Genomic DNA, 26,290 nt, shown 5'->3' with positions numbered 1-26,290 from the left:
TCCGGCCCCGATGACACGGCGGCCGGCAGCACGGCGGCCGGCCCCCGGGACACGGGGGCCGGCCGGCCGGTCGCGCGGTGCCTGCCTATCGGGAGCCGGACTTCTTCGCCGGGGCCTTCTTGGCGGCGGCCTTCTTCGCAGGGGCCTGCTTCGCGGGGGCCTGCGTCGCCGGGGCTGAGGCCCCGGTGGCCGGCGCGGTCGTCGCCTTCGCAGCCGACGCCTTCTTGGCCGACGCCTTCCTGGCCGGTGCCTTCTTCGCCGCCCTCTTCGCCGTCCCGTTCGACGACGACCCGTTCGACGACATCCCCTTCGACGGCGACCCGTTCGAGGGCACGGGCACCTCCCCCGGGGCCGCGACGGTCGACGTCGCCGGCCGGGTCACCGTGCGCAGCGTGCGCAGGGCGACCGACAGCGCAGCGATGCCGGCGTGGCTCATCCGCTCGATGCCACCGAGCGCGGCACGAGCCCGGCCCAGCGCGTCCGCGTTGAGCTCCGACCACTCCTGCAGCCGGGCCTCGGGCGCGCGCGCGGAGCCGGTCACCTCGAGCACCGAGCGGGTCAGGCTCTCGAGCACGGCGTAGAGGTCGTCGCGCAGGGCGCCACGGGCCATCGCGTCCCAGCGGTCGTCACGCGGCAGCGCCGTGACGCGCGTCAGCATCGCGTCGATCGAGAAGGTCTCGGAGGTGAGGAAGTAGAGCGCGACGACGTCGCCGAGCTGCTCCCCCGCGTCCTCCGCGATCTCGATGCAGTCGAGGAGCGAGTAGGTGTCGAGCAGCGAGGCCGCGCCGAGGGCGAGCTCGTCCGGGATGCCCTTGCCCTCGAGCTCGCGGGCCCGTCGCGTCAGGCGCGTGCGCTCGGTGCCCTGGAGCAGCTCGGGCAACCGGTCGGCATACGCCCGGATGCCGGGACCGAAGCGCGCGACCTCGGCCGCGATGTCGAGGGTCGCCGGCCGCGACGTGAGGAACCACCGCACGGAACGGTCGATGAGACGGCGGAACTCCAGGTAGAGCGCCGTCTGCGCCGCCGTGCTCACGACGTTGTCGGTGGCCTCGACGCGCCGGACGAAGCCTGCGAGGTCGAAGACCTCCCGGCACACGACGTAGGCGCGGGCGACCTGCTCGGGCGTCGCCCCGGTCTCCTCACCGGCCCGATAGGCGAAGGTGATACCGCCCCGGTTGACCATCGAGTTCGCCACGGAGTTCGTGATGATCTCGCGGCGCAGCGGGTGGGCCGCGATCTGCTCGGCGTACTTGCCGCGCAACGGCTTCGGGAAGTAGTCGGCGAGCGTCGTCTCGAACCACGGGTCGTCGGGCAGCGCGGTGGCGATGAGCTGGTTCTTGAGGTAGAGCTTCGCGTAGGCGACGAGCACCGAGAACTCCGGCGACGTGAGGCCGAGCCCGTCCTTCTGGCGGCGGGCGATCTCGGCGTCGCTCGGCAGGAACTCGAGCGACCGGTCGAGGTCGCCGTGGGCCTCGAGGAACTGGATGAGGCGCTCGTGCACCCCGAGCATGCCGTGCTGCTGCGCGCGGGCGTTGCCGAGCAGCACGTTCTGCTCGTAGTTGTCGCGCAGCACGTGCTCGGCGACCTCGTCGGTCATCGACGCGAGCAGCGTGTTGCGCCGCTTCATCGTCAGCTCGCCCGAGCGGGTCAGCTCGGTGAGCAGGATCTTGATGTTGACCTCGTGGTCGGACGTGTCGACGCCGGCGCTGTTGTCGATCGCGTCGGTGTTGACCCGCACGCCGGCCAGGGCGGCCTCGATGCGCCCGAGCTGGCTCATCCCGAGGTTGCCGCCCTCGCCGATCACCTTGCAGCGCAGGTCGGTCCCGTTGACGCGGATCGCGTCGTTGGCGCGGTCGCCGATCTCGGTGTTCGTCTCGCCGGTCGCCTTGACGTAGGTGCCGATGCCGCCGTTCCAGAGCAGGTCGACCGGTGCGAGCAGGATGGCGCGCATGAGGTCGGCCGGCGTCATCGACTTCGTGTTGGCGCGCAGACCCAGGGCCGCGACCATCTGCGGCGAGACGGGCACCGACTTGGCCGAACGGGGGAAGATGCCGCCGCCCGCGCTGATCAGGCTCTCGTCGTAGTCGGCCCAGGACGAGCCCGGCAGGTCGAACATCCGGCGCCGCTCGGCGAACGACACGGCGGCGTCGGGGTTCGGGTCGACGAAGATGTGGCGGTGGTCGAAGGCCGCGAGGAGCCGGATGTGCTCCGAGAGCAGCATGCCGTTGCCGAATACGTCGCCGCTCATGTCGCCGACGCCGACGACGGTGAACTCCTCCGACTGCGTGTCGAGCCCGAGCTCGCGGAAGTGGCGCTTGACCGACTCCCACGCACCACGGGCGGTGATGCCCATGCCCTTGTGGTCGTAGCCGGCCGAGCCGCCCGAGGCGAAGGCGTCGTCGAGCCAGAAGCCGTAGTCCGACGACAGGCCGTTCGCGATGTCGCTGAACTTCGCCGTGCCCTTGTCGGCGGCGACGACGAGGTAGGTGTCGTCCTCGTCGTGGCGCACGACGCGGTGCGGCGGCACGGCCTCGCCCGACACGAGGTTGTCGGTGACGTCGAGCAGCCCGGAGATGAACAGCTTGTAGGACCCGATGCCCTCGTCCATCCAGGCCGCGCGGTCGACGGCGGGGTCGGGCAGCTGCTTGGCGTAGAAGCCGCCCTTGCTGCCGGTCGGCACGATGACGGCGTTCTTGACCATCTGCGCCTTGACGAGGCCGAGGATCTCGGTGCGGAAGTCCTCGCGCCGGTCCGACCAGCGCAGGCCGCCACGCGCGACCTTGCCGAAGCGCAGGTGCACGCCCTCGACGCGGGGGCTGTAGACCCAGATCTCGTACATCGGGCGCGGCGCCGGGAGGTCGGGCACCTTCTTGGGGTTGAGCTTGAGCGAGACGTACGACTTGTCGTGGCCGTTCTCGTCGGGCTGGTAGAAGTTCGTGCGCAGGCTCGCCTGGATGACGCCGAGCAGGGCGCGCACGATGCGGTCGTGGTCGAGGCTGGCGACGTCGTCGAGGGCGTCCTTGACCCGGGCGACGACCACCTTCTCGCGCGCCGCCCGCTTGTCGCGACCGGCCGGGGTGTCGGGGAACGCGTCCGGGTCGAACCGCGCCTCGAAGAGCTCGACGAGGTTGCGGGCGATGCCGGTGTTCGCGGCGAGCGCCGACTCGACGTAGTCCTGCGAGAACGTCGAACCGGTCTGGCGCAGGTACTTCGCGACGGTGCGCAGGATGACGACCTGGCGCCACGTCAGACCGGCGGCGAGCACGAGGGCGTTGAAGCCGTCGGACTCCGCGCGACCGTCCCAGACGGCCCGGAAGGCCTCCTCGAACCGTTCGCGCACGTCGGCCACAGAGGCGGCGCCGGAGCCCCACGTCGTGGCGTCGGCGCACAGGCCGAAGTCGAAGATGTGCAGCGTGCGACCGTCGGGACCCGGCACCTCGTAGGGGCGCTCGTCGGTGACCTCGACACCGAGGTGGGTGAAGAGCGGGAGCACCTGCGTCAGCGAGAGGTCGGCGCGGCGGTAGAGCTTGAACCGCCGCTCGCGCGGGTCGTCGGACGCCGGGTCGTCGTAGAGGTGCAGGGCCGTCGTGCGGTCGCCGTCGCCGAGCGCGTCGATGCGGTCGAGGTCGTCGACCGCCGTCGTGACGTCGAAGTCCTCTTTGTACGCCTCGGGCAGCGCCTTCGCGTAGGCCGCCATCGTGCGCGCCGCCCCCTCGAGCCCACGAGCCTGGGAGAGCGCCTCGGAGAGGTCCTCGTCCCACGTGCGGGTCGCGTCGATGACGCGGCGCTCGAGGGCCACCTCGTCGACGTCGGGGATGTCCGCACCGGCCGGCATCCGGACGACGAAGTGCAGGCGGGCCAGGGTCGACTCGCTGACGCGCGTCGTGTTGTCGATGTTCTCGCCGCCGAAGGCCTCGAGCAGGATCGACTCGATGCGCAGCCGCACCGTCGTGTTGTAGCGGTCGCGGGGCAGGTAGACGAGGCACGACACGAAGCGGCCGAACTCGTCGCGGCGCAGGAAGAGCTTGGTCTTGCGACGCTCCTGCAGGTGCAGGACGCTCGTCGCGATCTCGGCGAGCTGGGCCGGCGTCGTCTGGAAGAGCTCGTCGCGCGGGTAGGTCTCGAGGATCTGCAGGATGTCCTTGCCCGAGTGGCTGTCGGCGCTGAGGCCGGTGAGGCGCAGCACCTCCTGCGCGCGCACGTCGAGCAGCGGGATGTCGTGGATCGTGTCGTTGTACGCCGCCGACGCGTAGAGACCGAGGAAGCGCTGCTCGCCCACGCACACGCCGCGGGCGTCGAAGCGCTTGATCGAGATGTAGTCGAGGTAGACGTCGCGGTGCACGGTGGCGCGCGAGTTGGCCTTCGTGATGATGAGGATGCTCGAGTCGCGGGCAGCCCGGCTGGCGGCCGGGGTCAGCACGAGTCCCGTTCCGGCAGAAGGCCGGTCGTAGCGCAGCAGGCCGAGCCCCGTGCCGGGGACCTGCCGCGAGACGTCGTTGCCGTCCTCGTGCGTGAGGGAGTACTCGCGGTAGCCGAGGAAGGTGAAGTTGTTGTGGGCGAGCCACTCGAGGAAGCGGGCGGCCTCACGGGCGTGGTGCGGGTCGGTGCCGGGGGGCGTCGCGGAGCGCAGCTCGCTCGCGATCGTCAGGGCGTGCGCGCGCATCTTCGGCCAGTCCTCGACCGAGTCGCGCACGTTCTCGAGCACGTGCCGCAGCCGGGTCTCGACCTCGGGCAGCGCATCGGCGGGCAGTCGGTCGATCTCGAGATGCATCCACGACTCGCGCACGAGCCCGACGGACGACGACTCGACGGTCGTCGACCCGTCGGTGATGACCGAGCGCAGCTCACCGGTGATGGTGCGTGACACGGTCATCTGCGGGTGGACGATGAGGTGCACCCCGCGGTCGAAGCCACCGAGGGCGGCGACGACGGAGTCGACGAGGAAGGGCATGTCGTCGACGACGACCTGCACGACCGTGTGGCTCGTCGACCAGCCCTCGTCGTCGGCGGTCGGGTTGAAGACGTGCACGTTGAACGAGCCGACCGGTCGCTCCTGCGCGAAGGCGCGGTGCACCGTGGCGATCGTCGCGAGCTCACGGGCCGGGCGGGCCAGGAGGTCCTCCGTCGCGACGATGCGGTAGTAGGCGAAGAGGAAGTCCTCGAGCTCCCGCAGGCCGTCCGGGGTGGAGCGGCCCTTTCCCCGTCGTGGTGGCGGCGCCACGGCCGCGGCGGCGGCCTTCAGGACGTCGATACGAGACTGTTCGAGTGACGCAGTCATTGCGGTTGTCGGATTCCTCACCGTGTGGCCTGTGCGGCGACACGTCGTTGTGCCGCGCATCTCACCATGTGAGCCTAGCGCCGTCGGCCGCGCCCGCCGCACCTGCCCCGGTGGAGAACGTCGCGGGGCGTGTCGGCGTGGTCCCTAGAGTGGTGCCATGGACGAGCCAGGCCGCCGGCCGCGCGGCGCCGGTCGCGCCACGGACGCGGCCCTGGCTCGCGTGCGGACGTCGACGCTTGCCATGTCGGACGTGCTCCTGACGCACGTGCCCGACCTCGGCGACCTCCCGACCCAGCGCGCCCTCGACGCCTGGGTCGAGCAGGCGGCCGACGCCCTGCGGGCCCTCTCCGACGCCGCGGAGGAGCGCCTGCTCGGGGACGGGCTCCGGTGACCCCCTCCCCCGGCGACCCGCTCGCCACGTCGGCCCTCGGCGGCACGCTCGTGAGCCAGGCCGCCGGGCTCGGTGACCTCATCGGCGAGCTCGAGGGCGCCGCCCGCGGGTCGGACGCCGACCCGACGCACCACGAGCGGCAGCTGCTGCTGCGGGTCGCGACCGAGCTCGACGCCGTGGGCCGCCTGCTGCAGGCGTGGACGACGACGGCGGCCGAGGCTGCTGCCCGCGTGCGCGCCCTCGACGGCGAGCTCGAACGCCACGACCTCGTCGTCGACGGCCACCTCGTCGTCGAGCGGCCCGGACCGAGCGGCGCCGACCCCCGGGCGCGGCTGCGCGAGCGGGAGCGACTGCAGGAGCGGCTCAACCGGGTCACCGCGGTGCGCTCGCGCGAGCTCGCCCACCTGCGCCGCGAGCTCGAGTCGTCGACGAGTCGCCTCGCCGCCCTCTCGGCCCGAGCCCGCACCGGGGCCTGACCACCCGCGAACCGCACGACGCTGCCGGCCGAGCCACCCGGCAGACCCCAGCTGCGCCGTGGCGCACTTCCAGCCACGATCCGCGCCCAAAGACGGCTGCACCTGCGCCGTGGCGCACTTCCAGCCACCATCCGCGCCCAAACACGGCTGCACCTGCGCCGTGGCGCACTTCCAGCCACCATCCGCGCCCAAACACGGCTGCACGTGCGCCGTGGCGCACTTCCAGCCACCATCCGCGCCCGACGACGGCTGCACCTGCGCCGTGGCGCACGTCCAGCCGCGCGGGCCCGGGTTCCGGCGGCCCGACCTCGGCAGGCGGCGGGGGGCCCCGGCGAGCGTCGCCGCCGGTCCGGCGGGGCGCCCGACACGGCGGGGCGTGCTGTCGGGGCGTGCAATAGCGTGTCGCCATGAAGATCTCCGAGACGATCACGTATGCCGCGGCGCCCCACGCGGTGTACGCCATGCTCACCGACCCGGAATTCCAGGCACGCAAGTGCGTCGACGCCGGCGCGCTGCACCACGAGGCCGCCGTCACCCCGGTCGCCGATGGCGCCCGCGTCGTCACGAAGCGTGACCTGCCCGCCGACGGCCTGCCCGACTTCGCCCGGTCCGTCATCGGCTCGACCCTGACGATCACGGAGACCTACGAGTGGGGCGGCCCCACCGCCGACGGCTCACGCGACGGCACCATGACGGTCGAGGTCGCCGGCGCCCCGGTCGCCATGCGCGGCGTCATCCGCATCATCGCCACGGGTACCGGCACCCAGGTCGCCGTCGACGGTGACCTCAAGGCCTCAATCCCGCTCTTCGGCGGCAAGGTCGAGAAGGCGGCCACCCCGGCCGTCGTCAGCTCGATCCGCAGCGAGCGCCGCACGGGCACCGCCTGGCTCGCCGAGCGCGCCTGACGCGGAAACGGTCGACGGCCGCTACAAGGGCCACTCGCCCCACACGCCCCACACGCGGCTGGGCCCGCCTCCTCCCGGAGACGGGCCCAGCGGCATACCTGCTCGGAGCCTCAGCCCATGTGCGGGTAGGCGTGCGTCGTCGGGGGCACGAAGGTCTCCTTGATCGAGCGGACGCTCGTCCAGCGGAGCAGGTTCTGCGCCGCCCCCGCCTTGTCGTTGGTGCCCGACGCGCGGCCACCGCCGAAGGGCTGCTGACCCACGACCGCGCCGGTCGGCTTGTCGTTGACGTAGAAGTTGCCGGCCGCGTAGCGCAGGCGGGCCGTGGCGTCGGCGATGACCCGACGGTCCTGGGCGATGATCGAGCCGGTCAGCCCGTACGGCGCGAAGCTCTCCATCTGGTCGAGCACGGCGTCGTACTGGGCATCCGGGAAGACGTGCACCGACAGGATGGGGCCGAAGTACTCGGTGCGGAAGGACTCGTCGGCGGCATCCGTGATCTCGAGCACGGTCGGGCGCACGAAGTAGCCGACGGAGTCGTCGTAGGTGCCACCCGCGATGACGTCGATCCCGCGGTGGGCGTGCGCGCGGTCGATGGCGTCCTTGTGCTTGGCGAAGGCGCGGTCGTCGATGACGGCACCCATGAAGTTGGACAGGTCGGTGACGTCGCCCTGCGACAGGCCGTTCGTGATGTCGACGAGGTCGGCCTTGATCTTCTTCCAGACCGACGCCGGCACGTAGGCGCGGGAGGCGGCCGAGCACTTCTGGCCCTGGAACTCGAACGCGCCGCGGATCATCGCGGTGCGCAGCACGGCCGGGTCGGCGCTCGGGTGCGCGAGGATGAAGTCCTTGCCGCCGGTCTCGCCCACGAGGCGGGGATAGGTGCGGTAGCGGTCGAGGTTCGTGCCGACCTCGTGCCAGAGGTGCTTGAACGTCGGGGTGGACCCGGTGAAGTGGATGCCCGCGAGGTCGGGGTCGGTGAGGGCGGCCTTGCTGACGTTGATGCCGTCGCCCGTCACCATGTTGATGACGCCCGGCGGCATGCCGGCCTCCTCGAGCAGCTCCATCGTCAGCTGGGCGGCCAGCTGCTGCGTCGGGCTCGGCTTCCACACGACCGTGTTGCCCATGAGCGCGGGCGCCGTCGGCAGGTTGCCGGCGATGGCGGTGAAGTTGAAGGGCGTGATCGCGTAGACGAAGCCCTCGAGCGAGCGGTAGTCGGAGCGGTTCCAGATGCCCTTGGCGTTGAGCGGCGGCTGCTGCTCGAGGATCTGCCGGGCGAAGTGGACGTTGATCCGCCAGAAGTCGATGAGCTCGCACGCCGCGTCGATCTCGGCCTGGTAGGCCGTCTTGCTCTGGCCGAGCATCGTCGCCGCGTTGAGCCGCGCGCGCCACGGGCCGGAGAGCAGCTCGGCCGCCTTGAGCAGGATGGCGGCCCGGTCGTCGAACGACAGGGCGCGCCACATCGGGGCGGCGGCCTTGGCGGCCTCGACGGCCGCGCGACCCTCCTTGACGGTGGCGTTGCGCATCGAGCCGAGCACCTTGCGGTGCGCGTGCGGCTGCCGGACGGCGATCTTGCGCCCGGTGCCGACGACCCGCTCGCCGTTGATCGTGTGGGGCAGCTCGGTCTGGGTGGACCCCAGCTCGGCGAGCGCGACCTCGAGCGCAGCACGCTCGGTCGAGCCGGGCGCGTAGTCGAGCACCGGCTCGTTGGCCGGGGCGGGCACGTGGGTCACGGCGTCCATCAAGTTCTCCTGCGGTTGGCACGGTGTGCGCCCCCACGGGGGGCGCGATGGGGTGGCCCGCCTCGTGGGCGGGCCACCCCATCGTTCCACGTCCGCGACCGGCCCCGTCAGGGCCGGACGGTCAGCGCCGGACGGTCAGCGCCGGACGGTCAGCGCCGGACGGTCGGCGCCGGACGGCCACGTGCCGGGCGTCAGCGCAGGACGGTGATGCCCCAGGGGTAGCGGTAGAGCTCACCCCGGTTGGCCGCCATGGCGGCTCGCACGTGGAAGACGAGGGCCGCGACGACGGCGACGCCCCAGACGATGATCGCGACCGGGATGAGGATCACCGTGAAGAACATGACCCAGCCGACGACGATGGCCGCCCAGACCGCGAGGTTGAAGTTGAACGAGCCCGCGGCGGCCTGCCGGACGAAGGCGCTGCGGTCCTTGTAGATGGCCCAGATGACGAGGGGCCCGACGAAGCTCAGCCAACCGGCGGAGATGACGGCGGCGACGATGGCGGCGAGGTGGCCGAGCACGGCCCACGTGCGCTCCTCGCCCGTGGTCGCGGGGGTGGCCGGGAGGCCCTGGCCGTAGGGGGTGTGCATCGGATCTGTCATGGGTCCATCCTGTCGCCGACCGGGCCCGCGCGCTGCCCGGGTCGGCCCTGATCCGACCCTGAACCGCCCCTGACCCGCGGCGGGGTCCGGGTGTCCGGGCGTGCGTGCGGGCGCGCGACGGGGTCGGCTCAGGCGGAGACGCCCACGGGGTCGTCGATCGAGAGCGAGCAGACCGCGCTGTCGTGGGCGGCGAGCCCGAGCGCATCGAGCAGGGTGAGCGCCATCTCGTGGTGGCCGCGGGCGCCCGGGTGGAAGGAGTCGCTCAGCCAGCCGTCGGGCGCGACCTCCGCGTCCTGCTCGGCCGCGGCAGCAGCCCAGGCCGCGGCGTGGTCCACGACGAGCACCCCGAGGTCGCGGGCCACCTCGCGCACGGCCTCGGCGTAGAGGGCGATGAGCTCCGGGGTGCGAGCCCCCTCCGCGAGCACGGGCGGGGGCGTCTGGAGCACCACCGTCGCGCCGACGTCGCGGGAGCGCTGGACGATCTGGTCGAGGCGGTAGCGGAAGGCGCGCACCCCGTCGGCACCGGCGACGATGTCGTTGGTGCCGAACATCACCACGACGATGTCAGGCGCGAATCGGCCTGCGCGCCAGTGGAACTCGGGCAGCAGGTCTTCGGTCGTCGCGCCGGAGACCCCGGAGTTGACGACGGCGTCGCCCCGGCGGCCGAGCTCGCCGCGCACCCGCTCGGTGACGTGCTCGACGTAGCCGCGGTAGCCGTGCGTGTGCGTCACGCCCTGGGTGATGCTGTCGCCGAGGAACACCCACGTCACGGGCGGGCCGGAGAGGATCTCGCGCACCCGGTCGGCGTCGCGGCGGGCGTACTCGTCAGCGGTGAAGTCCATCCGCGCAACGTAACAAGGGACCCCGGCCCGGCAACTCCCCCGGCCCAGCACGTGGGACGGTCGCCGTGCGCGGCGCCTCGGGACGCCCCTCAGGCCGGCGCGTCGAGCCAGGACCGCACGAGGGGACCCCACACCGCGACGCTGTCGGGCACGAGGTCCTGCGGCGTCTTGTCGAGGCGGCGCACGAGCTCGGCCACCGTCACCCACTCGCCCCACGAGACCTCCTCCGGCTGCCACCGGATCGGCCCGCCCCACGTGACGACGAAGCGGAACGCGCGGTAGCGCGTCACCTCGTCCGCGTAGTCCTGCACCCCGCACGGCTCCAGCGGCACCCCGTGGACGCCGAGCTCCTCGTCCACCTCGCGCACGGCGCCGTCGGCGGGGTCCTCCCCCGCGAGCACCACGCCGCCGGCCGCGAGGTCGAGCAGCCCGGGGTAAACGTCCTTCGTCGTGGTGCGGCGGTGGACGTAGACGCGGCCGACACCGTCACGCACCACGACCGACGAGGCGGCGTGCCGGAGGTTGTCGGCCCGCACCACCGAGCGCGGGGCGGCCCCGCAGACCTCGCCGTCGGCGTCGTAGAGCGCGACCACCTCGTCGAGCGCCACGAGGAGTCAGCCGCCGAAGAAGGCGTGGACGTCGTCGAGCTCGGTGACGTCGTACCAGAGCAGCTCGTCGGCCTCGTCGTCCTGCCCGACCGTGACCTCGTCGTCGACGTGGAACGACGCGATCCGCGAGAGCGGCACCGCCGCCGTCAGCGCCACCTTCGAGACCGGCGACGCGTCGCGCGGCACGACGGCGCCGGGGTCGACGTCCGCCGCGGCGACGACGCGACGGTCGGCCGGGGCGGCGCGCAGCCCGGACGCCGCCTCGACCGCGTCGCAGAACGCGGCGTACTCGAGGTCCTCGACGTCGAGGCCCGGCGCGCTGGACGCGAGACGCGGCGTGACGGCATACGCGACGCGCGGTGTTCCGGGCCCGGCAGCGAGCGAGCCTGTGACGACGAGCTTTTCGAGTGACTCGCGACCCAGCGGCACGTAGACGCGGACGACGGGCATCAGGACTCCCTCCCACTCGTCAGCTCGGCGAGCGAGTCGACGATCGACTGTCCGAGCACGTCGACGTCCGGCATCGCGTCGCGGTCGGCGTTGAGCCCGATGTAGACGCCCCCGTTGTACGACGTGATGCCGATCGAGAGCGCCTGGCCCTTGGCGAGCGGCGTCACCGGGTAGGTCGAGAGCATCTCCGCGTCGCCGGCGTAGAGGGGCGACTGCGGACCGGGGACGTTGGTGATCATGACGTTGTAGAGCCGCCGCGACATGGCCGAGCCGAGGCGGGCACCCAGGGCGTGCAGCGTCGGCGGCGCGAAGCCCGCGAGGTTGGCGAGCGACGTCGCGCCGACGGCCTGCCCGCCCTCCATCTGCTGGCGCATCGCGAACGCGATCTGGTGCAGCCGCATCGACGCGCCGGGCTCGCCGACGGGCAGGTTGACGACGCAGGCCATGACCTGGTTGGCGTACATGCCGGCGGGGTCGTCGCCGTAGATGCTGACCGGCACCATGGCACGGACCGCCGTGTGGGGACTGACGGCCTCACCGCGTCCGAGCAGCCAGGCGCGCAGGCCACCGGCGATCGTCGCGAGCACGACGTCGTTGATCGTCACGTCCTCGGCGTACGCGCCCCGGGCGAGCCGGCGGCGCACGACGCGGTAGTCGTCGAGGTCGGTCGCGACCATGACCCAGCGCCGCGCCGAGCCGACCTCGGCGTTGAGCGGCGAGTCCGGCGCCGGGCGGGCGGCGGTGCGCGCGACCGTCGAGAGCACCTGGCCCGCCGACTCGGCCGCCCGCAGGCCGACGTTGAGGGCGTCGTTGAGGCCGCCGCGCACGAGGTCGACGACCTGGGTCGGCCGGCGCACGGCGTCGACGAGCGCGCCGGTCACGAGCTCCACCGACGATGGCGACCGGCCCGGCTCCCACGGCACGACCCCCTCGTCGAGCTCCTCGCCCTTGACGGCGTCGACGATGACGTGCGCGATGTCGAGGGCGTTGACCCCGTCGATGAGGGCGTGGTGCGTCTTCGTCACGATGGCGAAGCGGCCGTCGTGGAGGCCCTCGACGAGGTAGACCTCCCAGAGCGGGCGCGTGCGGTCGAGCTTGCGCGGCTGCACGCGGGCGACGAAGTCCTGCAGCTGCTCGTCGCTGCCCGGTCGGGGCAGGCCGGCCCGGCGCACGTGGTAGCTCATGTCGAACGCCTCGTCGTCGACCCACACCGGGTTGGCGATCCGCCCGGGCACGTCGCGCACCTTCTGCCGGAACCGCGGGATCGCCCCGATGCGGCTCTCGATGATGCGCACGAGCTGGTCGTAGTCGAAACCCTCGCGCGGCGGTTGGAACACCATGACCGACCCGACGTGCATCGCGGTCGTCGACTCCTCGAGGTAGAGGAACGACGCATCGAGCGAGGTCAGCCGGTCGGACATGGGGACACTCTGCCAGACGGCCCCACCTAGGATCGGAGCCATGCGTGCGATCCGAGCCCTTCCGTATGCCGTGTGCGTCCTCGCCCTCGCCGGCGTCACCGCCTGCTCGGCGTCGTCACCGGCCGGTGGCTCGGGCGGGGGGTCGGGCGGCGGTGGGGTCGCGGCGACCTCCGGCGCCGTCACGCGGCTCGAGGTGGGCATCACCGGCACCACGGTGACGCCCCCGCCCGCGCTCGTCGACCTCGCCGTGGGGGCGACGCTCGAGCTCGTGGTGACGAGCGACCACGACGACGAGCTGCACGCCCACGGCTTCGACGTGGAGGAGCAGCTCAAGGCCGGCGTGCCGACGACCCTGCGGCTCACCGCGACGCAGACCGGGAGCTTCGAGGTCGAGACCCACGAGCCGGCCCTGACGCTGCTCACCGTCGCGGTCCGCTGACCGTGGCCGGAGCCGTCCTGCCAGCCCTCCTGCCCGCCCTGCTGCCGGCGCACGGCGTCGGCAACCGGGGCGACCTGCCGCTGCCCTTCACGGCCCTCGTCGTCGCGGCCGCCGCGGCCCTGCTCATCTCGTTCGTCGCCATCGGGGTGCTCTGGCGTGAGCCGCGGCTGCGCGCCACCGACGGGTGGCTCCTCCCCTCCCCGCTCGCCGGCCTCCTCGACGCGCGCTGGTTCCGCGGCCTGGCCCGCGCCCTCGCCGGGCTGCTCACGCTCTGGACGCTGCTCGCCCTCGTCGTCGGCCCGGACTCGGCCCGCAACCCCGTCCCGCACGTCGTCTACGTCTGGCTCTGGGTGGGGCTCGCCTTCGCCTCGATGCTGCTCGGCCCGGTGTGGCGGGTCGTCAACCCGTTGCGGGCGCTGCACGCCGGGCTGCTGCGCCTGGCCCGGGTCTCGCCCGACCTCGCGGCGCTGCCCTACCGCTGGGGCCTCTGGCCGGCCGCCGTCGGGCTCGCCTCCTTCACCTCGGTCGAGCTCGTCGCCCAGGAGAACACCTCCCTCGGCTTCCTCCGGCTGCTCGTCGCGGGCTTCGTCGCGGTGTCGCTCCTCGGGGCGGCCGTCTTCGGCCGCACGTGGTTCGACCACGCGGACCCGTTCGAGGTGTGGTCTGCGCTGCTCGGGCGGCTCTCCCCGCTCGGGCGGCGCGCCGACGGGCGGTGGGTGCTGCGCACGCCGCTCCACGGCATCAACGAGCTGCGGGGCCAGCGCGGCCTCGTGCCCACGGTCGCCGTCATGCTCGGGGGCACCGCCTACGACGGCTTCTCCGCGAACCTGTCGTGGGCGACCTTCGTCCAGTCGTCGGCCGTGCCGTCGTCGCTGCTCAAGACGGCCACGCTGCTCGGCTTCTTCGGGCTCGTGGCACTGACGATCTGGCTCGCGTCCGCGCTGTCGGTGCGCCTGGCCGGCGAACCGCTGCGACGTTCGATCCCGTTCGTCAGCGACATCGCCCCCTCGCTCGTGCCGATCGCCGGCGGCTACGTCGTGGCGCACTACTGGTCGCTCTGGGTCTACCAGGGGCAGTACGCGTGGGTGCTGCTCACCGACCCCCTGGGGACGGGCGCCGACCTGCTCGGCACCGCGGACCTCGTGCCGGACGACACCCTGATCCGGCCCACGCTCGTCGCCACCATCCAGGCCGTCAGCATCGTCGTCGGGCACCTGCTCGGGGTGCTCGCCGCGCACGAGCGCGCCATCACCGTGCTCGAGCGGCGGGCCGCGGTCATCGGCCAGCTGCCGCTCATGGTCGTCATGGTCGTCTACACCCTCGGCGGCCTCACCATCCTCTTCACGCCCTGACCCGCCGCGCCACGGCGCCCGACGGCCACGCCCAGCGCCGGCCACGACTGCCGCGGTCGGCACGGTCGCCACGACTGCCCGAGGTGGCGCCGCGACCGGGTGCCGTCCACGGCAGCAGGGCGGTCGCGAGCTCGGCCACCGCGTGGCGCACGGCGGAGTCGGGCGCGTGCTCGACGACCGACCGCCCCGCCAGCAGGGCGTCGTCGAGCACCCGGGCCTCGTCGGGCACGAACCGCACCCCGGTGAGCCCCGCGAAGCGCAGCAGGGAGTCGGCGATGCGAGCCTCGGGCCGGGAGCCCACGGCGCCGCTGCGCACGCGGTTGACGACGGTCACCGGAGTGCCCGAGGGCACGGTGCCGAGCTCCTGCAGGCCGCGGACGAGCCGTTGGAGGGCGACGGGGTCGGCCCCGCCGACGGCCACGACGACGTCCGAGACGGACAGCGCGGTGAGGGTGGCCTCGTTCCTCCGCGGCGCGAGCGTGTCGTAGCTGAGCTCGGCGTCGTCCTCGAGGCAGAAGCCGCAGTCGACGACGACGACCTGCACGAGCAGGCGGCTGAGCTCGAGCACGCGCTCGAGGGCGGCCGCGCGCAGCTCCGGCCACCGCTCCGCCTTGGGCAGCCCGGTCAGCACGCGCAGGCCCGCCGTCACCTCCGGCGCCACCCGCGAGAGGGCGGGGAGGTCGAGGGTGCCGTGGTCGGCGGCCCGGCAGGCCGCCGCGATGCCGGGGGCCTCGTCGAGCAGGCCCAGGGTCTGGGCCACGCTGCCGCCGTAGGTGTCCGCGTCGACGAGCAGGCAGCTCACGCCCCGGGCCGCGAGCTCGGCCGCAAGCGTCGTGGCGATCGTCGTGCGTCCCGGGGCGCCCGTCGGCCCCCACACCGCGAGGACGGGCGTGCGGCGAGCTCGTTCCTCGCCGTCGTCGCCAGCCGAGCCACCCCGCATGTCAGCGCCGCAGGCGTCGTCCCTGCCGTCGCGGACGTCGCCGTCGTGGACGTCGCCGTCGTGGCCTCGCTCCGGGCCCCCGTCGGGAGCACCGCCCGCGCCACCGGCGCCGCTCGCGCGGCGTCGATCATCGGGACCGGCAGGGCCTGCGCCCTCCCCGTCGCCCTCCGACGGGTCCGTGACGGGCCCGGCTCCTGCCGGGCGCCACCCCGACGGCCCGGCGAGGGCGTCCGCCCTTCCGGAGGACGGGGCTGCGTCACCACCGGGGCGCTCCGGGTCCTGCGGCGCCTGACGGCCGTCTCCGTCGCCGGCGAGCGCCTCGGCCCACCGCTGCGCGTCGGCGTCGGTCGACACCGTCGTCGTGACGGACAGCTGGCGCAGGCGGCGCTCGGCCGCCTCGTCCTCGGCCGGGTGGACACCGACGACCCGGAGTCGCAGGGCCCGGAGGCGGTGCACGACGTCGAGGTCGAGGCCGCGCAGGTCGGCCGACACGACCGCGACCTCGCCGAGCCCGGCCTCCGCCACCGAGAGCAGCTCGGCCACGTCGGCGCAGCGCCGCGCGATCGTCACGTCGGGCACGTCCTCGAGCACCGTCGCGACGACCGACTCCCAGCGGTGGCCGAGCGCGGTGAGGACGGCGCTCACCCGGCACCGCCGGTGGCCGCGCCGACCGAGGGCACGAGGGTGAGGCGCGCCTCCCCGTCCACCGCCTCGACGAGCGCCTGCACCTTCTCGGACGGGACGTAGATCTGGACGGAGGTCAACGAGCCGGACCCGAAGCCGCCGCTGCTGGTCAGCACGGCGGCCACGCCGGCCGAGGAGAGCACCTTGGTCGTCGCCGGGACGCTCCGCCCGGCCGTCGTCGACGCCTTGGGGGTGACGAAGACGTCGACGCGGCTGCCCCGCACGAGTCCCGTCGTCGCCATGGCGTCCACCCGGACGGTGACGCGCTGCACGCCGACCGCGTCGGCCGCCCCCACCGCCGAGGTGGGCACCAGCTCCCCCGCCCGCACGTCTCGCAGCAGGAACGAGCCCACCGGCGGCGGCGCGTCGGCCCCGAGGTAGGACGCCGTGCCCTCCGCCAGCCGCACGTCCGCCCGCACGAACGACCCAGAGCCCACGGCGTCGCCCGCCACGAGGTTGTCGGCAGCGACCCAGACGGGCACGCGGTCGCCGGCGCCGGCCACGGCCCGGGCGCCGAGCACCGTCGCCACGACGACGAGGAGCAGCCCGACGAGCAGGCGGCGCTCGCGCCAGGACGGGCGGCGCAGCCGCCCCGCCGTCGGGGTGACGAGCTCGGTCATGGGGCCCCCTGAGAATCTGCTCCCGGCGACGCGCCGGAACGCTCCGCACCGCCGCCACCCCGACGCCGGGGGGAGGCCGCCGCGGCGGCCGGACCCGGGCGCCGCGGTCACGCACGGCTCGCCAACATCTTGCAGCAGGTGGAGCGCGCGCGTGCCGGACTGCGCAAATCTGGGGACAACCCGCGTGGACCCGCCCCGAGGCTCCCTAGGATGGACGGGTCGCACGGCGGGCGACCGCGGCCGGGTCGGCCGTGCACGCGGGCGTACCGCAGGGTACGGAGGGGTCGAGGCCGTCGCTGGGCGGCCCGGATGAGGAGTTCACGTGGCACAGCGGTTCCTGCAGCTGACCGAGGTGTCGGAGATCCTCAACATCTCCTCCGCCCAGGCCTACGCACTCGTCCGCTCGGGTGAGCTGCCGGCCATCAAGATCGGCGGTCGGGGCCAGTGGCGCGTCGAGACGGTCGAGCTCGAGAACTACATCCAGCGCATGTATGCCGAGACGAAGTCGTTCGTCGAGGCGCACCCCTTCGGCACGGCCGGCGACGAGTGAGCCGCGTGCGCCGCTCGCTCAGAGCCGGCGCACCGACGCGATCGCGGAGAACGGCACGAGCACGGTTCCCGTGACGTTGCCCGGGCGACGCACCTCGTCCCCCGGGTGCTCGGCCAGGTCGAAGTGGTCGGCACCCACGACGTCGACGGTGCCGGTCCGCGCGCGCCCGTCGACGTCGGTCAGCTCCACCGGCGCCCGGTCGCGACTCACGGCGCGCAGGGCCGCCCCCAGGGTGAACCGTCGGGCCACCACCGAGGGCAGTCGGGCACCCGGGCGGGCACCGCGCACCGCGCGGACGGCCGCCAGGGCCACGAGGAGCTCCCTGCCCGGGCCGGTCTCGAGCAGCGCCCAGTCGGGGCCGACGTCGAGCAGCCGACCGGCCACCTCACGGGGCCCGAGCACGACGCCGAGGGGCTTGGCACCGGGGCCCGTCTGGGCGAGCAGCCTGGCCTGGAGGTCGAGCAGGGCCCGTTCGCGTCGGGTGCGGTCGGCGACCTCGGCGTCACGCTCGAGGGCGTCACCGGTCCCGAGCTGGGCCTCGAGGTCGTCGAAGAGCAGGTCCCACCGCATGGGGCCACTGTGCTCCGCCCCGGGGACTCGCACCACCGGAATCCACAAGCCAGCACACGCACCGTTGACCAAACGAAGGCAAACGGCCTTCAATGAAGGCATGCAGCGATCGAGAACGACGTCGGGCAGGCTCGAGCCACGCCGGTGGGAGGCGGGCGCCCGGGCCCACCGTCGACGTGCGGGCGACCGGTCCCGCACCGGCGAGCTGCTGGGCGGCCTGACGGGCGTCGCCGTCGCGGTGGCGACGCTGAGCGTGCTGCTCCCCCTCGCGCGGGCTCCACGGCCTCCGGGCGCCACGCCCCGGGTGGACGACGTACTGCTCACCGCACTGGCCTGGGTCGGCGCCGGCCTCTCCTGCTGGCTCGCCGTCGGCTCGGCGCTGGTCGTCGCGTCGCTGCTGCCGGGCACGGCCGGCCGGGCCGCCGAGGACCTGGCGGCGCGGGTGACGCCCCTCGTCGTCCGCCGCGCCCTGACCCTCGTGCTGAGCGCGTCGGTCGGCTCGGTCGTCCTCCCCGCCGCACCCGTCTCGGGTCTCGGCGCCGTCGTTCCGACCACGACTCGCGCGTCCGCGGGCCACGAGGGCTCGCCCCCCGCCCCGCGGCCCGGCCCCGACCCGGGCTTCACCCCGACGACGACACCGACGCCCTCACCGGCACCCTCAGCGGCACCCTCACCGACCCGGCCGCCGACCCGTCCAGCGACCGTCGTCACGGTCGCGCCGAGCGCGCATCCCGCCCCCACGGTCGGCCCCGGCTTCGTGCCCACCCGACCCCTGCGGACCCACGACGGCGACCGGTCCCGGCTGCTCGCCCCGACCCCGCGCGCGACCGTCGCCGTGCACGACCTCGTCACCGTGAGGCGCGGGGACACCCTGTGGTCGATCGCGGCGCACCACCTGGGGTCCGGGGCCACGCCCACGAGCACGGCCCGCGAGTGGCCCCGCTGGTACGCCGCCAACCGCGAGGTCATCGGCGACGACCCCGACCTGCTGCTGCCCGGGCAGCAGCTGCGCCCTCCGGAGCCCGACCGTGGGGGCTGACGACTTCGCGGTGCGTCGCATCCCGCAGACGGCGCCGCGGATCATCTCCGCCGACGAGGCCTGGCACGGCGAGGCGCCGTACGCCCAGGACGCGCTCGCCCTCGACTTCCACGGGGCGCACGACGAGGACTTCGGCCCCCGGCCCACGCGCAGCGGGATGCTGCCCGAGCCCGGCCCCTTCGTCGCCCGGCTCGCACAGGCCGTCGTCGAGGTGGTGTCGGGGCAGCGGCCGGCGCCGCAGCTCATCCGGCACGCGGCACCGACGGTCTATGCCGTGCTCGCGCGCCAGGCCATGGTGGCGGGGCGGCGACGCGCCCCCGGTCCGCAGCGTGCGGCCGTGGTGCGGCGGGTCCGCGTGTGCGAACCCGCCGACGGCGTGGTCGAGGCGTGCGCCGTCGTCGTGGCGCACGGCCGCGTGCGGGCACTCGCGCTGCGCCTCGAGGGGCTGGACGGCCGATGGCTCGTCACGGCCCTCACCATCGGGTGAGCGACCGGACGAGCCATCGGGCCGGCGTCAGCGACGCTTGCGCTTGACCTTCTTGCCGCGGCGGTCGGCCTTGCGCTCGACCGTCTCCTGGCCGCCGGTCTCGACCGCCCGGCCGTCCTCGCCCGGGGCGCTGTAGTGCAGGGTGGCCGGCCGCTGGGCGGGCTCGTCGAGGTCGACGCCGGAGACGCGAACCCCCGAGCCACCCGATCCGTCGGAACCGGCCGAGCCGGCACCGGCGGGCGCCGCGGCACCCGTCACGTCGTCGGCCGCGGCGTCGCCGTTCGCGGCGGCGAGGCCGCCGACGAGCGCCCCGACGGTCATCGGCGAGGCCCCGACGGCGGGCGCGGTCTCGGGCACCTGCACCTCGACGGAGAAGAGGTGGGCCACCGACTCCTCCTTGATGGACTCCATCATCGCCTCGAAGAGCTGGAAGCCCTCGCGCTGGTACTCGATGAGCGGGTCGCGCTGCGCCATCGCCCGCAGGCCGATGCCCTCCTGGAGGTAGTCCATCTCGTAGAGGTGCTCACGCCACTTGCGGTCGAGCACCGAGAGGACCACGCGGCGCTCCACCTCGCGCATGGTCTCGGAGCCCAGCGACTCCTCGCGGCGGTCGTAGGCGTGGTGCGCGTCCGACATCAGCTGCTCGCGCAGCAGGTCGGCCGTGACGGCCTGCCGGCCGCCCGCCATGTCCTCGACGTCGGCGACGGTGAGCGAGAGCGGGAAGACCTGGCGCATCGCGTCCCAGAGCTTCTCGAGGTCCCAGTCGGCGGCGAAGCCGTCGGCCGTCGCGGCGTCGACGTAGGAGTTCACGACGTCGTTGACGAAGAGGCGCAGCTGCTCGTGCAGGTCCTCGCCCTCGAGCACGGCGCGGCGCTCGTCGTAGATGACCTGGCGCTGGCGGTTCATGACGTCGTCGTACTTGAGGACGTTCTTGCGGATCTCGTAGTTCTGCGCCTCGACCGCGCCCTGGGCCTTCTGGATCGAGTTCGTGACCATCTTGCTCTCGATCGGCACGGAGTCCTCCATGCCGGCCGTCTGCATGAACCGGTCGACGAGTGCGGAGTTGAACAGCCGCATGAGGTCGTCGTTGAGCGAGAGGTAGAAGCGGGACTCCCCCGGGTCTCCCTGTCGACCCGAGCGGCCGCGCAGCTGGTTGTCGATGCGCCGCGACTCGTGGCGCTCGGTGCCGAGCACGTAGAGGCCGCCGAGGGCGGTCACCTCCTCGTGCTCCGCCGCGACCTCCTGCTCGGCCGCGGCCAGCGCCTCGTCCCAGGCGGCCTCGTACTCCTCCGGCGTCTCGTGCGGGTCGAGGCCACGCTTCTTCAGCTCGGCGACGGCCCGGAACTCGGAGTTGCCACCGAGCATGATGTCGGTGCCTCGGCCGGCCATGTTCGTGGCCACCGTGACGGCGCCCTTGCGCCCGGCGTCCGCAACGATGGCAGCCTCGCGCTCGTGCTGCTTGGCGTTGAGCACCTCGTGCTTGATGCCGCGCTTCTTCAGCTGCTGGGAGAGGTACTCGCTCTTCTCGACCGAGACGGTGCCGACGAGCACGGGCTGGCCGACGGCGTACTTGTCGGCGATGTCGTCGACGACGGCGTCGTACTTGGCGACCTCGGTGCGGTAGACGAGGTCGGCCTGGTCCTTGCGGATCATCGGACGGTTCGTCGGGATCGGGATGACGCCCAGCTTGTAGATCGAGTTGAGCTCGGCGGCCTCGGTCTGGGCCGTGCCCGTCATGCCCGAGAGCTTGTCGTACATACGGAAGTAGTTCTGCAGCGTGATGGTGGCGAGCGTCTGGTTCTCGTTCTTGATCTCGACGCCCTCCTTCGCCTCGATGGCCTGGTGCATGCCCTCGTTGTAGCGACGGCCGGGGAGCATGCGGCCGGTGTGCTCGTCGACGATGAGGATCTCGCCGCCCATGACGACGTAGTCCTTGTCCTTCTTGAACAGCTCCTTGGCCTTGATGGAGTTGTTGAGGTAGCCGATGAGCGGCGTGTTCACCGTGTCGTAGAGGTTGTCGATGCCGAGGAGGTCCTCAACACGCGCGATGCCGGACTCGAGCACGCCGACGGTGCGCTTCTTCTCGTCGACCTCGTAGTCGCCGCGGCCGTCCTCACCGCGGTTGAGGCGGGCCGCGATGCGCGCGAACTCGACGTACCACTTCGTCGCGAGGTCGGCCGGCCCCGAGATGATGAGCGGCGTGCGGGCCTCGTCGATGAGGATGGAGTCGACCTCGTCGACGATGCAGAAGTTGTGGCCGCGCTGCACGAGCTCGGCGGGATCCCACGCCATGTTGTCGCGCAGGTAGTCGAAGCCGAACTCGTTGTTCGTGCCGTACGTGATGTCCTTGGCGTACTCGGCGCGACGCTGCTCGGGTGTCATCTGGCTGAGGATGCAGCCGGTCTCCATGCCGAGCGCGCGGTGCACGCGGCCCATCAGCTCGGACTGGTACTCGGCGAGGAAGTCGTTGACGGTGATGACGTGGACGCCCTTGCCCGAGAGGGCGTTGAGGTAGCTCGGGAGGGTCGCGACGAGCGTCTTGCCCTCACCGGTCTTCATCTCGGCGACGTTGCCCATGTGCAGCGCTGCGCCACCCATGATCTGCACGTCGAAGTGGCGCTTGCCGAGGGTGCGCTTGCTCGCCTCGCGCACGGCCGCGAAGGCCTCGGGCAGCAGCATGTCGAGCGTCTCGCCGTTGTCGAGCCGCTCGCGGAAGCCCTTGGACTCCTCGCGCAGCTCCTCGTCGGTGAGCTTCTCGAAGTCCGCCTCGAGGGCGTTGACCTGCTTGGCGATGCCCTGGAGCTTCTTCAGGGTCCGGCCTTCGCCGGCGCGAAGCAGCTTCTCGATGACGGCCATCTGGTGATCTCACTCCCGACTGAACGTGTGGACTCGCCCGGTGGGCGGGCTCCATCGCCCGCGATGGGTCACGGGACCCGCCTAGGCTAGCCGCCTTCCGGACACAACGACCAACGCACCGCCCGCCGGCGCGGTTCCGTCGACCGACGAGCCCGTGTGCCGGGTGCGTCCTCCCGCTCACCCCGGCGGCGGCAGGTCGACCCGGCCCAGCCCGAGCCACGCGGCCATGGACTCGAGGTTGGCCACGAGCGCGGGGCGCGCCTCGGCCGGCGCCCCCGGCTCCCACGTCACCCGGTGGCAGCGCAGCACGCCGGCGGCCCGGTCGGCCTTGAGGTCACAGCGCGCGACGAGCGACTCCCCGTGCAGGAACGGCAGCACGTAGTAGCCGTGCACCCGCTTCGGCGCCGGCGTGTAGATCTCGATGCGGTAGTGGAAGTCCCAGAGGGCGAGGATGCGCTCGCGCTGCCACACGAGCGAGTCGAAGGGGCTGAGCAGCGCCTCCGCGTGCACGCGCCGGGGCACGCGGGCCTCCGCGTGCAGCCAGGCCGGTTTCCAGCCGGGCACGGTGACGGGCACGAGCTCGCCGTCGGCGACGAGCCGGGCGATGGCCGGGCGCGCGTCCTCGCGCTTGATCCGGAAGTAGTCGGCGAGGCACAGCTCGGTGCCCACGCCGTGCGCACGAGCCGCGATGCGGACGAGCTCGACGAAGCGGTCCGGGTCGGCCTCCGGGCCGGGGCGGTCGGTCCAGGCCGTCCGCAGCGGGAGCGGGGCCGTCGCCGACAGGGCCGCGTAGCGACGCTCGAACTGCGTCGTTCGACCCGCCGAGCTGATCTGACCCGCCCAGAAGAGGTACTCGAGGGCGTTCTTGACCTCCGACCAGTTCCAGCCCCAGTGGTCGGTCCGCCGGGGCTGGTCGTGGGCCAGGGCGGTCTCGACCTCCCGGGTGGTCATCGGGCCGCCGGCCTCGACCTCGGCCCGTACCAGGTCGACGAAGCCGGGCCGCTCCTCGAGGATCCGCCGCATGCCGCCCCACGCCTTCTCGGCGGCCGCGCGCATGCGGAAGTCGAGCAGCGGCCACGTCTCGGGAGGCACGAGGCTCGCCTCGTGGGCCCAGTACTCCACGAGGCGACGCGGCGCCCGGTCGCGGGCCCGGTCGAGCAGCGCCGTGTCGTAGGGGCCGAGCCGCGAGAAGAACGGGAGGTACTGACTGCGGGCCAGCACGTTGACGCTGTCGATCTGCACGACCCCGACCCGGTCGACGACGCGCTGGAGATGACGCGTCGTGGCCGCGAAGGGAGCCGGGCGCGGGTCGAGGAATCCCTGGGCCGCGATGGCGACCCGGCGCGCCTGGCCGCGCGTCAGCGTGCGCGCCGTCGTGCTCATTCCCGTCCGCTCACTCGTCGGGGTCGATGAGCCGCTGGCGCACGGCATACATGGCCGCCTCCATCCGCGAGTGCATCTGCAGCTTGTCGAGGATGTTGCGGATGTGGTTGCGCACGGTGTTCTCGGAGATGAACAGCTCGCCCGCGATCTCGCGGTTGAGCCGGCCGCGCGCGACGAGCCGCAGGATGCCGAGCTCGCGGTCGGTCAGGCGGGGCAGCTCGAGGCCGGGCCCCGACACCGGGGCGCTCGCGCGCTGGCTCATCTGCGCGAACTCGGTCAGCAGCTTGGAGGCCATCATCGGCGAGATGAGCGACTGCCCGTGGAAGACCGCCCGGATGCCGGCCGCGACCTCCTCGGGCGGCACGTCCTTGAGGAGGTAGCCGTTGGCGCCGGCGCGGACGGCCTCGAAGAGGTTGGACTCGTCGTCGGAGCTCGTCAGCATGAGGATGCGGGCCGAGGGCACCCGCTGCTTGATGACCCGGCACGCGTCGATGCCGCCCCGCTTGGGCATGCCGACGTCCATGACGATGACGTCGGGCAGCTTCTCCTCCGCCTCGTCGACCGCCTCGACCCCGTCGGCCGCCTCGCCGACGATGTCGATGTCGTCCTCCGTGCCCAGCACGGTCTGCAGCCCGCGCCGGTAGAGGGCGTGGTCGTCGACGATGAGCACGCGGATGACGTCGGGGGGCGGGGTCACGGGCCCATCTTGGCAAAGACCGGCGGCACCGCGCCCGGCGAGCCGTCCAGCGGCGCGCCGGCCCCCTGCGCCCTCCCCCGCACGCACGACGTCGGGACGCCCGGTGGGGGCGCCCCGACGTCGTCCGGGTGTGGCGGTCCTGCCGGCGGGGCCTACCCGGTGGCGGCCACGTCGGAGTCGGTCTCGAGGTGCAGCACGCCGTAGCTCCAGCCACGGCGGCGGTAGACGACGCTCGGCCGGTCGGTGTCGGCGTCGTGGAAGAGGAAGAAGTCGTGGCCGACGAGCTCCATCTGGTTGACGGCGTCCTCGAGCGACATCGGGGCGGCCGTGTGCACCTTCTCGCGGACCTCGATGGGCGAGTTGCCGAGGGCGCCGAAGCGCTCGAGATCGTCGACCTGGCCGTCGCCGGCCGCGGGCTCGGCCTCGGCGGTCGGCTCGTCGGAGGCGTCGATGCGGGCGGTGGCGCGCGCCACCGACTCGGGGATCCGTCGTCCGCGGCTGACGCGCCGCTTGTCGTGCACCCGCCTCAGGCGTTCCATGAGCTTGTCCACGGCCGCGTCGAGGGCGGCGTACTTGTCGTCGAGACACGCCTCCGCCCTGATGACGGGACCCTTGGCGTGGCAGGTGAGCTCGACCTTCTCCGAGCCCCGCGCCACGCGCTCGTGCGTCACGACGACGTCGATGCGGTGCACCTTGGGGGCGAGGGCCTGGACCTTGGCCAGGCGTTCGTCGAGCTGCTCACGGAATCGGTCGGGGATCTGGACGTGGCGCCCAGTGACGACGATCTCCACGGTTCCTCCTTGTTCGCGCACGTCTTCGGCGTGCGGTGCGCTTCGGTGTGGCTCCGGGCTCTCGTCACCTAGGACGGGCCCGCCGGTCGATGCGGCACCACCCCTTCCGCTCTCGCGCCCCGGGGACTCGACCGGAGGTCGGGCCCCCTCGTGGGACGGGGTCATGCCCCGACCCTAGTCGGGCCGCCCGCCCGCGGGAAGGCGTGCCGGCCAACCCGGACCGACCTCACAGCAGTCACACGGGACACACCGCGACGCCGGGCGTCCCGTCACGTCCGGGTCCGGTGCGCGGCCGCCATCGTGGCGCCCACGACGTCCGCCGCGCCGGCCTGGCGCAGGGCCCTGGCTGCCTCGGCGAGCGTCGCTCCCGTCGTCACCACGTCGTCGACCAGGATGCAGCGTCGACCACGGATCACGTTCTCCCACAGCGGTTTCACCGCGAGTGCGCCGTCGAGGTTGCGGCGCCGCTGCGCGGTGTCGAGACCGGACTGGTCGGCGACCCCGCGCGCGTGGCGCAGCGCAGGGGCCAGCCGGAGCGCCCGCTCCCCCACCCCGTGCCCGGGCGTGGCGCCCGCTTCGACGGACGCGGCACAGGCGTCGACGGCCGCCGCGCAGAGGTCGACCATCGGCGTGTCGCCCCGCGCTCGCACCGACCGTCGCGACGACGGCACCGGCACGACCAGCACGACCCCGTCGGGCCAGCCGCACCCCGCCAGCGCGCCCGCCAGCGACGCCGCGAGGAGCGGGGCGAGCACGCGCACGAGGTCGCGGCGCCTCGCGTCCTTCCAGGCCGACACCGCCGCGCGCAACGGGTCGGCGTAGAGGCCCCAGGCGTGCACGGGCGGCAGGCCCGGGGGTGGTCGGTGCGGCACCACCCAGGCGGGCCCGAACGTACCGGGCGAGGCGGAAGAGCCGGAAGGGCAGTGAGGGGCGGCGGGACCCGCGAGGGCGAGGGAGGCGAGGGCGGTCGCGCAGCGTGCGCACCAGCGGGTGCCGGCGCGCCGGCACCCGCCGCACTCGCGAGGCAGCACGAGGTCGAGCACCGCACCGGGCAGCGCACCGGGCAGCGCGCGGAGTCGGTCCATGCCTGGCAGCAGACCACGGGACGACGTCGTGCGGCACCGGACCGGCCGCGCCTGTGGACGACGGCGCCGTGCGGACCGGGGGTGT

General features: G+C 73.3%; 23 protein-coding genes. 8 read left to right on the top strand and 15 right to left on the bottom strand.

From position 1 onward, the window contains the following. Window positions 1-85: 85 nt before the first annotated feature. Window positions 86-5,278 carry an NAD-glutamate dehydrogenase gene (locus ABD979_RS11245; protein ID WP_345507553.1) on the bottom strand — a complete coding sequence of 1,731 codons (5,193 nt, stop codon included), beginning with the start codon at window positions 5,276-5,278 and terminating at the stop codon, window positions 86-88. A gap of 157 nt (window positions 5,279-5,435) precedes the next feature. On the opposite strand from ABD979_RS11245, the gene ABD979_RS11240 reads away from it, so the two are divergent. From ABD979_RS11240 to ABD979_RS11230, 3 genes are all read left to right on the top strand, one after another. Then, the gene (locus tag ABD979_RS11240) at window positions 5,436-5,669 is read left to right on the top strand and encodes a hypothetical protein (protein WP_345507552.1); all 234 of its coding nucleotides are present in this window, start codon (window positions 5,436-5,438) and stop codon (window positions 5,667-5,669) included. Continuing rightward, window positions 5,666-6,145: a hypothetical protein gene (locus ABD979_RS11235; RefSeq protein ID WP_345507551.1), complete on the top strand. Its 480-nt coding sequence runs from the start codon at window positions 5,666-5,668 to the stop codon at window positions 6,143-6,145. The genes ABD979_RS11240 and ABD979_RS11235 overlap by 4 nt, the downstream gene beginning before the upstream one ends. Before the next feature lie 407 nt (window positions 6,146-6,552). Beyond that, window positions 6,553-7,050: a DUF2505 domain-containing protein gene (locus tag ABD979_RS11230; RefSeq protein WP_345507550.1), complete on the top strand. Its 498-nt coding sequence runs from the start codon at window positions 6,553-6,555 to the stop codon at window positions 7,048-7,050. Between the two features lie 110 nt (window positions 7,051-7,160). Here the strand turns inward: ABD979_RS11230 and pruA are convergent, their stop codons facing one another. The 6 genes from pruA to ABD979_RS11200 all read right to left on the bottom strand — a co-directional run bounded on the left by pruA (window position 7,161) and on the right by ABD979_RS11200 (window position 12,712). Further along, on the bottom strand, window positions 7,161-8,789 hold the full coding sequence (pruA, locus tag ABD979_RS11225; protein WP_345507549.1) for an L-glutamate gamma-semialdehyde dehydrogenase: 1,629 nt from the start codon (window positions 8,787-8,789) through the stop codon (window positions 7,161-7,163). 191 nt (window positions 8,790-8,980) lie between these two features. Further along, the gene (locus ABD979_RS11220) at window positions 8,981-9,391 is read right to left on the bottom strand and encodes a DUF4870 domain-containing protein (RefSeq protein ID WP_345507548.1); all 411 of its coding nucleotides are present in this window, start codon (window positions 9,389-9,391) and stop codon (window positions 8,981-8,983) included. A gap of 128 nt (window positions 9,392-9,519) precedes the next feature. Further along, window positions 9,520-10,233, bottom strand: a complete 714-nt coding sequence (locus ABD979_RS11215; RefSeq protein WP_345507547.1) for an SGNH/GDSL hydrolase family protein — start codon at window positions 10,231-10,233, stop codon at window positions 9,520-9,522. 89 nt (window positions 10,234-10,322) lie between these two features. Beyond that, window positions 10,323-10,841 carry an NUDIX domain-containing protein gene (locus ABD979_RS11210; protein WP_345507546.1) on the bottom strand — a complete coding sequence of 173 codons (519 nt, stop codon included), beginning with the start codon at window positions 10,839-10,841 and terminating at the stop codon, window positions 10,323-10,325. A 6-nt stretch (window positions 10,842-10,847) separates the two neighbouring features. Further along, window positions 10,848-11,291: a DUF6912 family protein gene (locus ABD979_RS11205; protein ID WP_345507545.1), complete on the bottom strand. Its 444-nt coding sequence runs from the start codon at window positions 11,289-11,291 to the stop codon at window positions 10,848-10,850. Continuing rightward, window positions 11,291-12,712, bottom strand: a complete 1,422-nt coding sequence (locus tag ABD979_RS11200) for a WS/DGAT/MGAT family O-acyltransferase (protein ID WP_345507544.1) — start codon at window positions 12,710-12,712, stop codon at window positions 11,291-11,293. Before ABD979_RS11200 ends, ABD979_RS11205 begins: the two co-directional genes overlap by 1 nt. 40 nt (window positions 12,713-12,752) lie before the next feature. Here ABD979_RS11200 and ABD979_RS11195 point away from each other — a divergent pair, with 40 nt between their 5' ends. Both ABD979_RS11195 and ABD979_RS11190 read left to right on the top strand, forming a co-directional pair. Beyond that, window positions 12,753-13,151 (top strand): hypothetical protein, encoded by a 399-nt coding sequence (locus ABD979_RS11195; RefSeq protein WP_345507543.1) that lies wholly within the window; start codon window positions 12,753-12,755, stop codon window positions 13,149-13,151. A 2-nt stretch (window positions 13,152-13,153) separates the two neighbouring features. Then, the gene (locus ABD979_RS11190; RefSeq protein WP_345507542.1) at window positions 13,154-14,503 is read left to right on the top strand and encodes a hypothetical protein; all 1,350 of its coding nucleotides are present in this window, start codon (window positions 13,154-13,156) and stop codon (window positions 14,501-14,503) included. On the opposite strand, the gene ABD979_RS11185 is transcribed toward ABD979_RS11190, so the two are convergent. Both ABD979_RS11185 and ABD979_RS11180 read right to left on the bottom strand, forming a co-directional pair. Then, window positions 14,493-16,088: a CpaE/TadZ family protein gene (locus tag ABD979_RS11185; protein WP_345507541.1), complete on the bottom strand. Its 1,596-nt coding sequence runs from the start codon at window positions 16,086-16,088 to the stop codon at window positions 14,493-14,495. The genes ABD979_RS11190 and ABD979_RS11185 overlap by 11 nt on opposite strands. Beyond that, window positions 16,085-16,747 carry a CpaB family protein gene (locus ABD979_RS11180; RefSeq protein ID WP_345507540.1) on the bottom strand — a complete coding sequence of 221 codons (663 nt, stop codon included), beginning with the start codon at window positions 16,745-16,747 and terminating at the stop codon, window positions 16,085-16,087. Before ABD979_RS11180 ends, ABD979_RS11185 begins: the two co-directional genes overlap by 4 nt. Before the next feature lie 322 nt (window positions 16,748-17,069). Here ABD979_RS11180 and ABD979_RS11175 point away from each other — a divergent pair, with 322 nt between their 5' ends. After that, the gene (locus tag ABD979_RS11175) at window positions 17,070-17,297 is read left to right on the top strand and encodes a helix-turn-helix domain-containing protein (protein WP_345507539.1); all 228 of its coding nucleotides are present in this window, start codon (window positions 17,070-17,072) and stop codon (window positions 17,295-17,297) included. A gap of 18 nt (window positions 17,298-17,315) precedes the next feature. Here the strand turns inward: ABD979_RS11175 and ABD979_RS11170 are convergent, their stop codons facing one another. After that, complete coding sequence (locus ABD979_RS11170; RefSeq protein ID WP_345507538.1) at window positions 17,316-17,867, bottom strand: hypothetical protein; 552 nt, start codon at window positions 17,865-17,867, stop codon at window positions 17,316-17,318. 100 nt (window positions 17,868-17,967) lie between these two features. Here ABD979_RS11170 and ABD979_RS11165 point away from each other — a divergent pair, with 100 nt between their 5' ends. Next, window positions 17,968-18,906, top strand: a complete 939-nt coding sequence (locus tag ABD979_RS11165; RefSeq protein WP_345507537.1) for a LysM peptidoglycan-binding domain-containing protein — start codon at window positions 17,968-17,970, stop codon at window positions 18,904-18,906. Further along, window positions 18,896-19,393 (top strand): Rv3235 family protein, encoded by a 498-nt coding sequence (locus tag ABD979_RS11160; protein ID WP_345507536.1) that lies wholly within the window; start codon window positions 18,896-18,898, stop codon window positions 19,391-19,393. Before ABD979_RS11165 ends, ABD979_RS11160 begins: the two co-directional genes overlap by 11 nt. Window positions 19,394-19,420: 27 nt before the next feature. On the opposite strand, the gene secA is transcribed toward ABD979_RS11160, so the two are convergent. From secA to ABD979_RS11135, 5 genes are all read right to left on the bottom strand, one after another. After that, window positions 19,421-22,249, bottom strand: coding sequence for a preprotein translocase subunit SecA (gene secA / locus ABD979_RS11155; RefSeq protein ID WP_345507535.1), 2,829 nt, complete (start codon window positions 22,247-22,249; stop codon window positions 19,421-19,423). A 177-nt stretch (window positions 22,250-22,426) separates the two neighbouring features. Next, window positions 22,427-23,632, bottom strand: a complete 1,206-nt coding sequence (locus ABD979_RS11150; protein ID WP_345507534.1) for a winged helix-turn-helix domain-containing protein — start codon at window positions 23,630-23,632, stop codon at window positions 22,427-22,429. A gap of 10 nt (window positions 23,633-23,642) precedes the next feature. Continuing rightward, the gene (locus ABD979_RS11145) at window positions 23,643-24,329 is read right to left on the bottom strand and encodes a response regulator (protein WP_345507533.1); all 687 of its coding nucleotides are present in this window, start codon (window positions 24,327-24,329) and stop codon (window positions 23,643-23,645) included. Window positions 24,330-24,481: 152 nt separating this feature from the next. Further along, entirely contained in the window at window positions 24,482-25,120 is a 639-nt protein-coding gene (gene hpf / locus ABD979_RS11140; protein ID WP_345507532.1) for a ribosome hibernation-promoting factor, HPF/YfiA family, read from the bottom strand. Between the two features lie 269 nt (window positions 25,121-25,389). Next, the gene (locus tag ABD979_RS11135; protein WP_345507531.1) at window positions 25,390-26,205 is read right to left on the bottom strand and encodes a ComF family protein; all 816 of its coding nucleotides are present in this window, start codon (window positions 26,203-26,205) and stop codon (window positions 25,390-25,392) included. Window positions 26,206-26,290: the final 85 nt, after the last annotated feature.

It is taken from the genome of Terrabacter aeriphilus (assembly GCF_039542985.1).
In the GTDB taxonomy this organism is placed as follows: Bacteria; Actinomycetota; Actinomycetes; order Actinomycetales; family Dermatophilaceae; genus Terrabacter; species Terrabacter aeriphilus.
The sequence above is the reverse complement of the archived record's forward strand: the minus strand, read 5'-3'. Positions and strand labels throughout refer to the sequence as shown.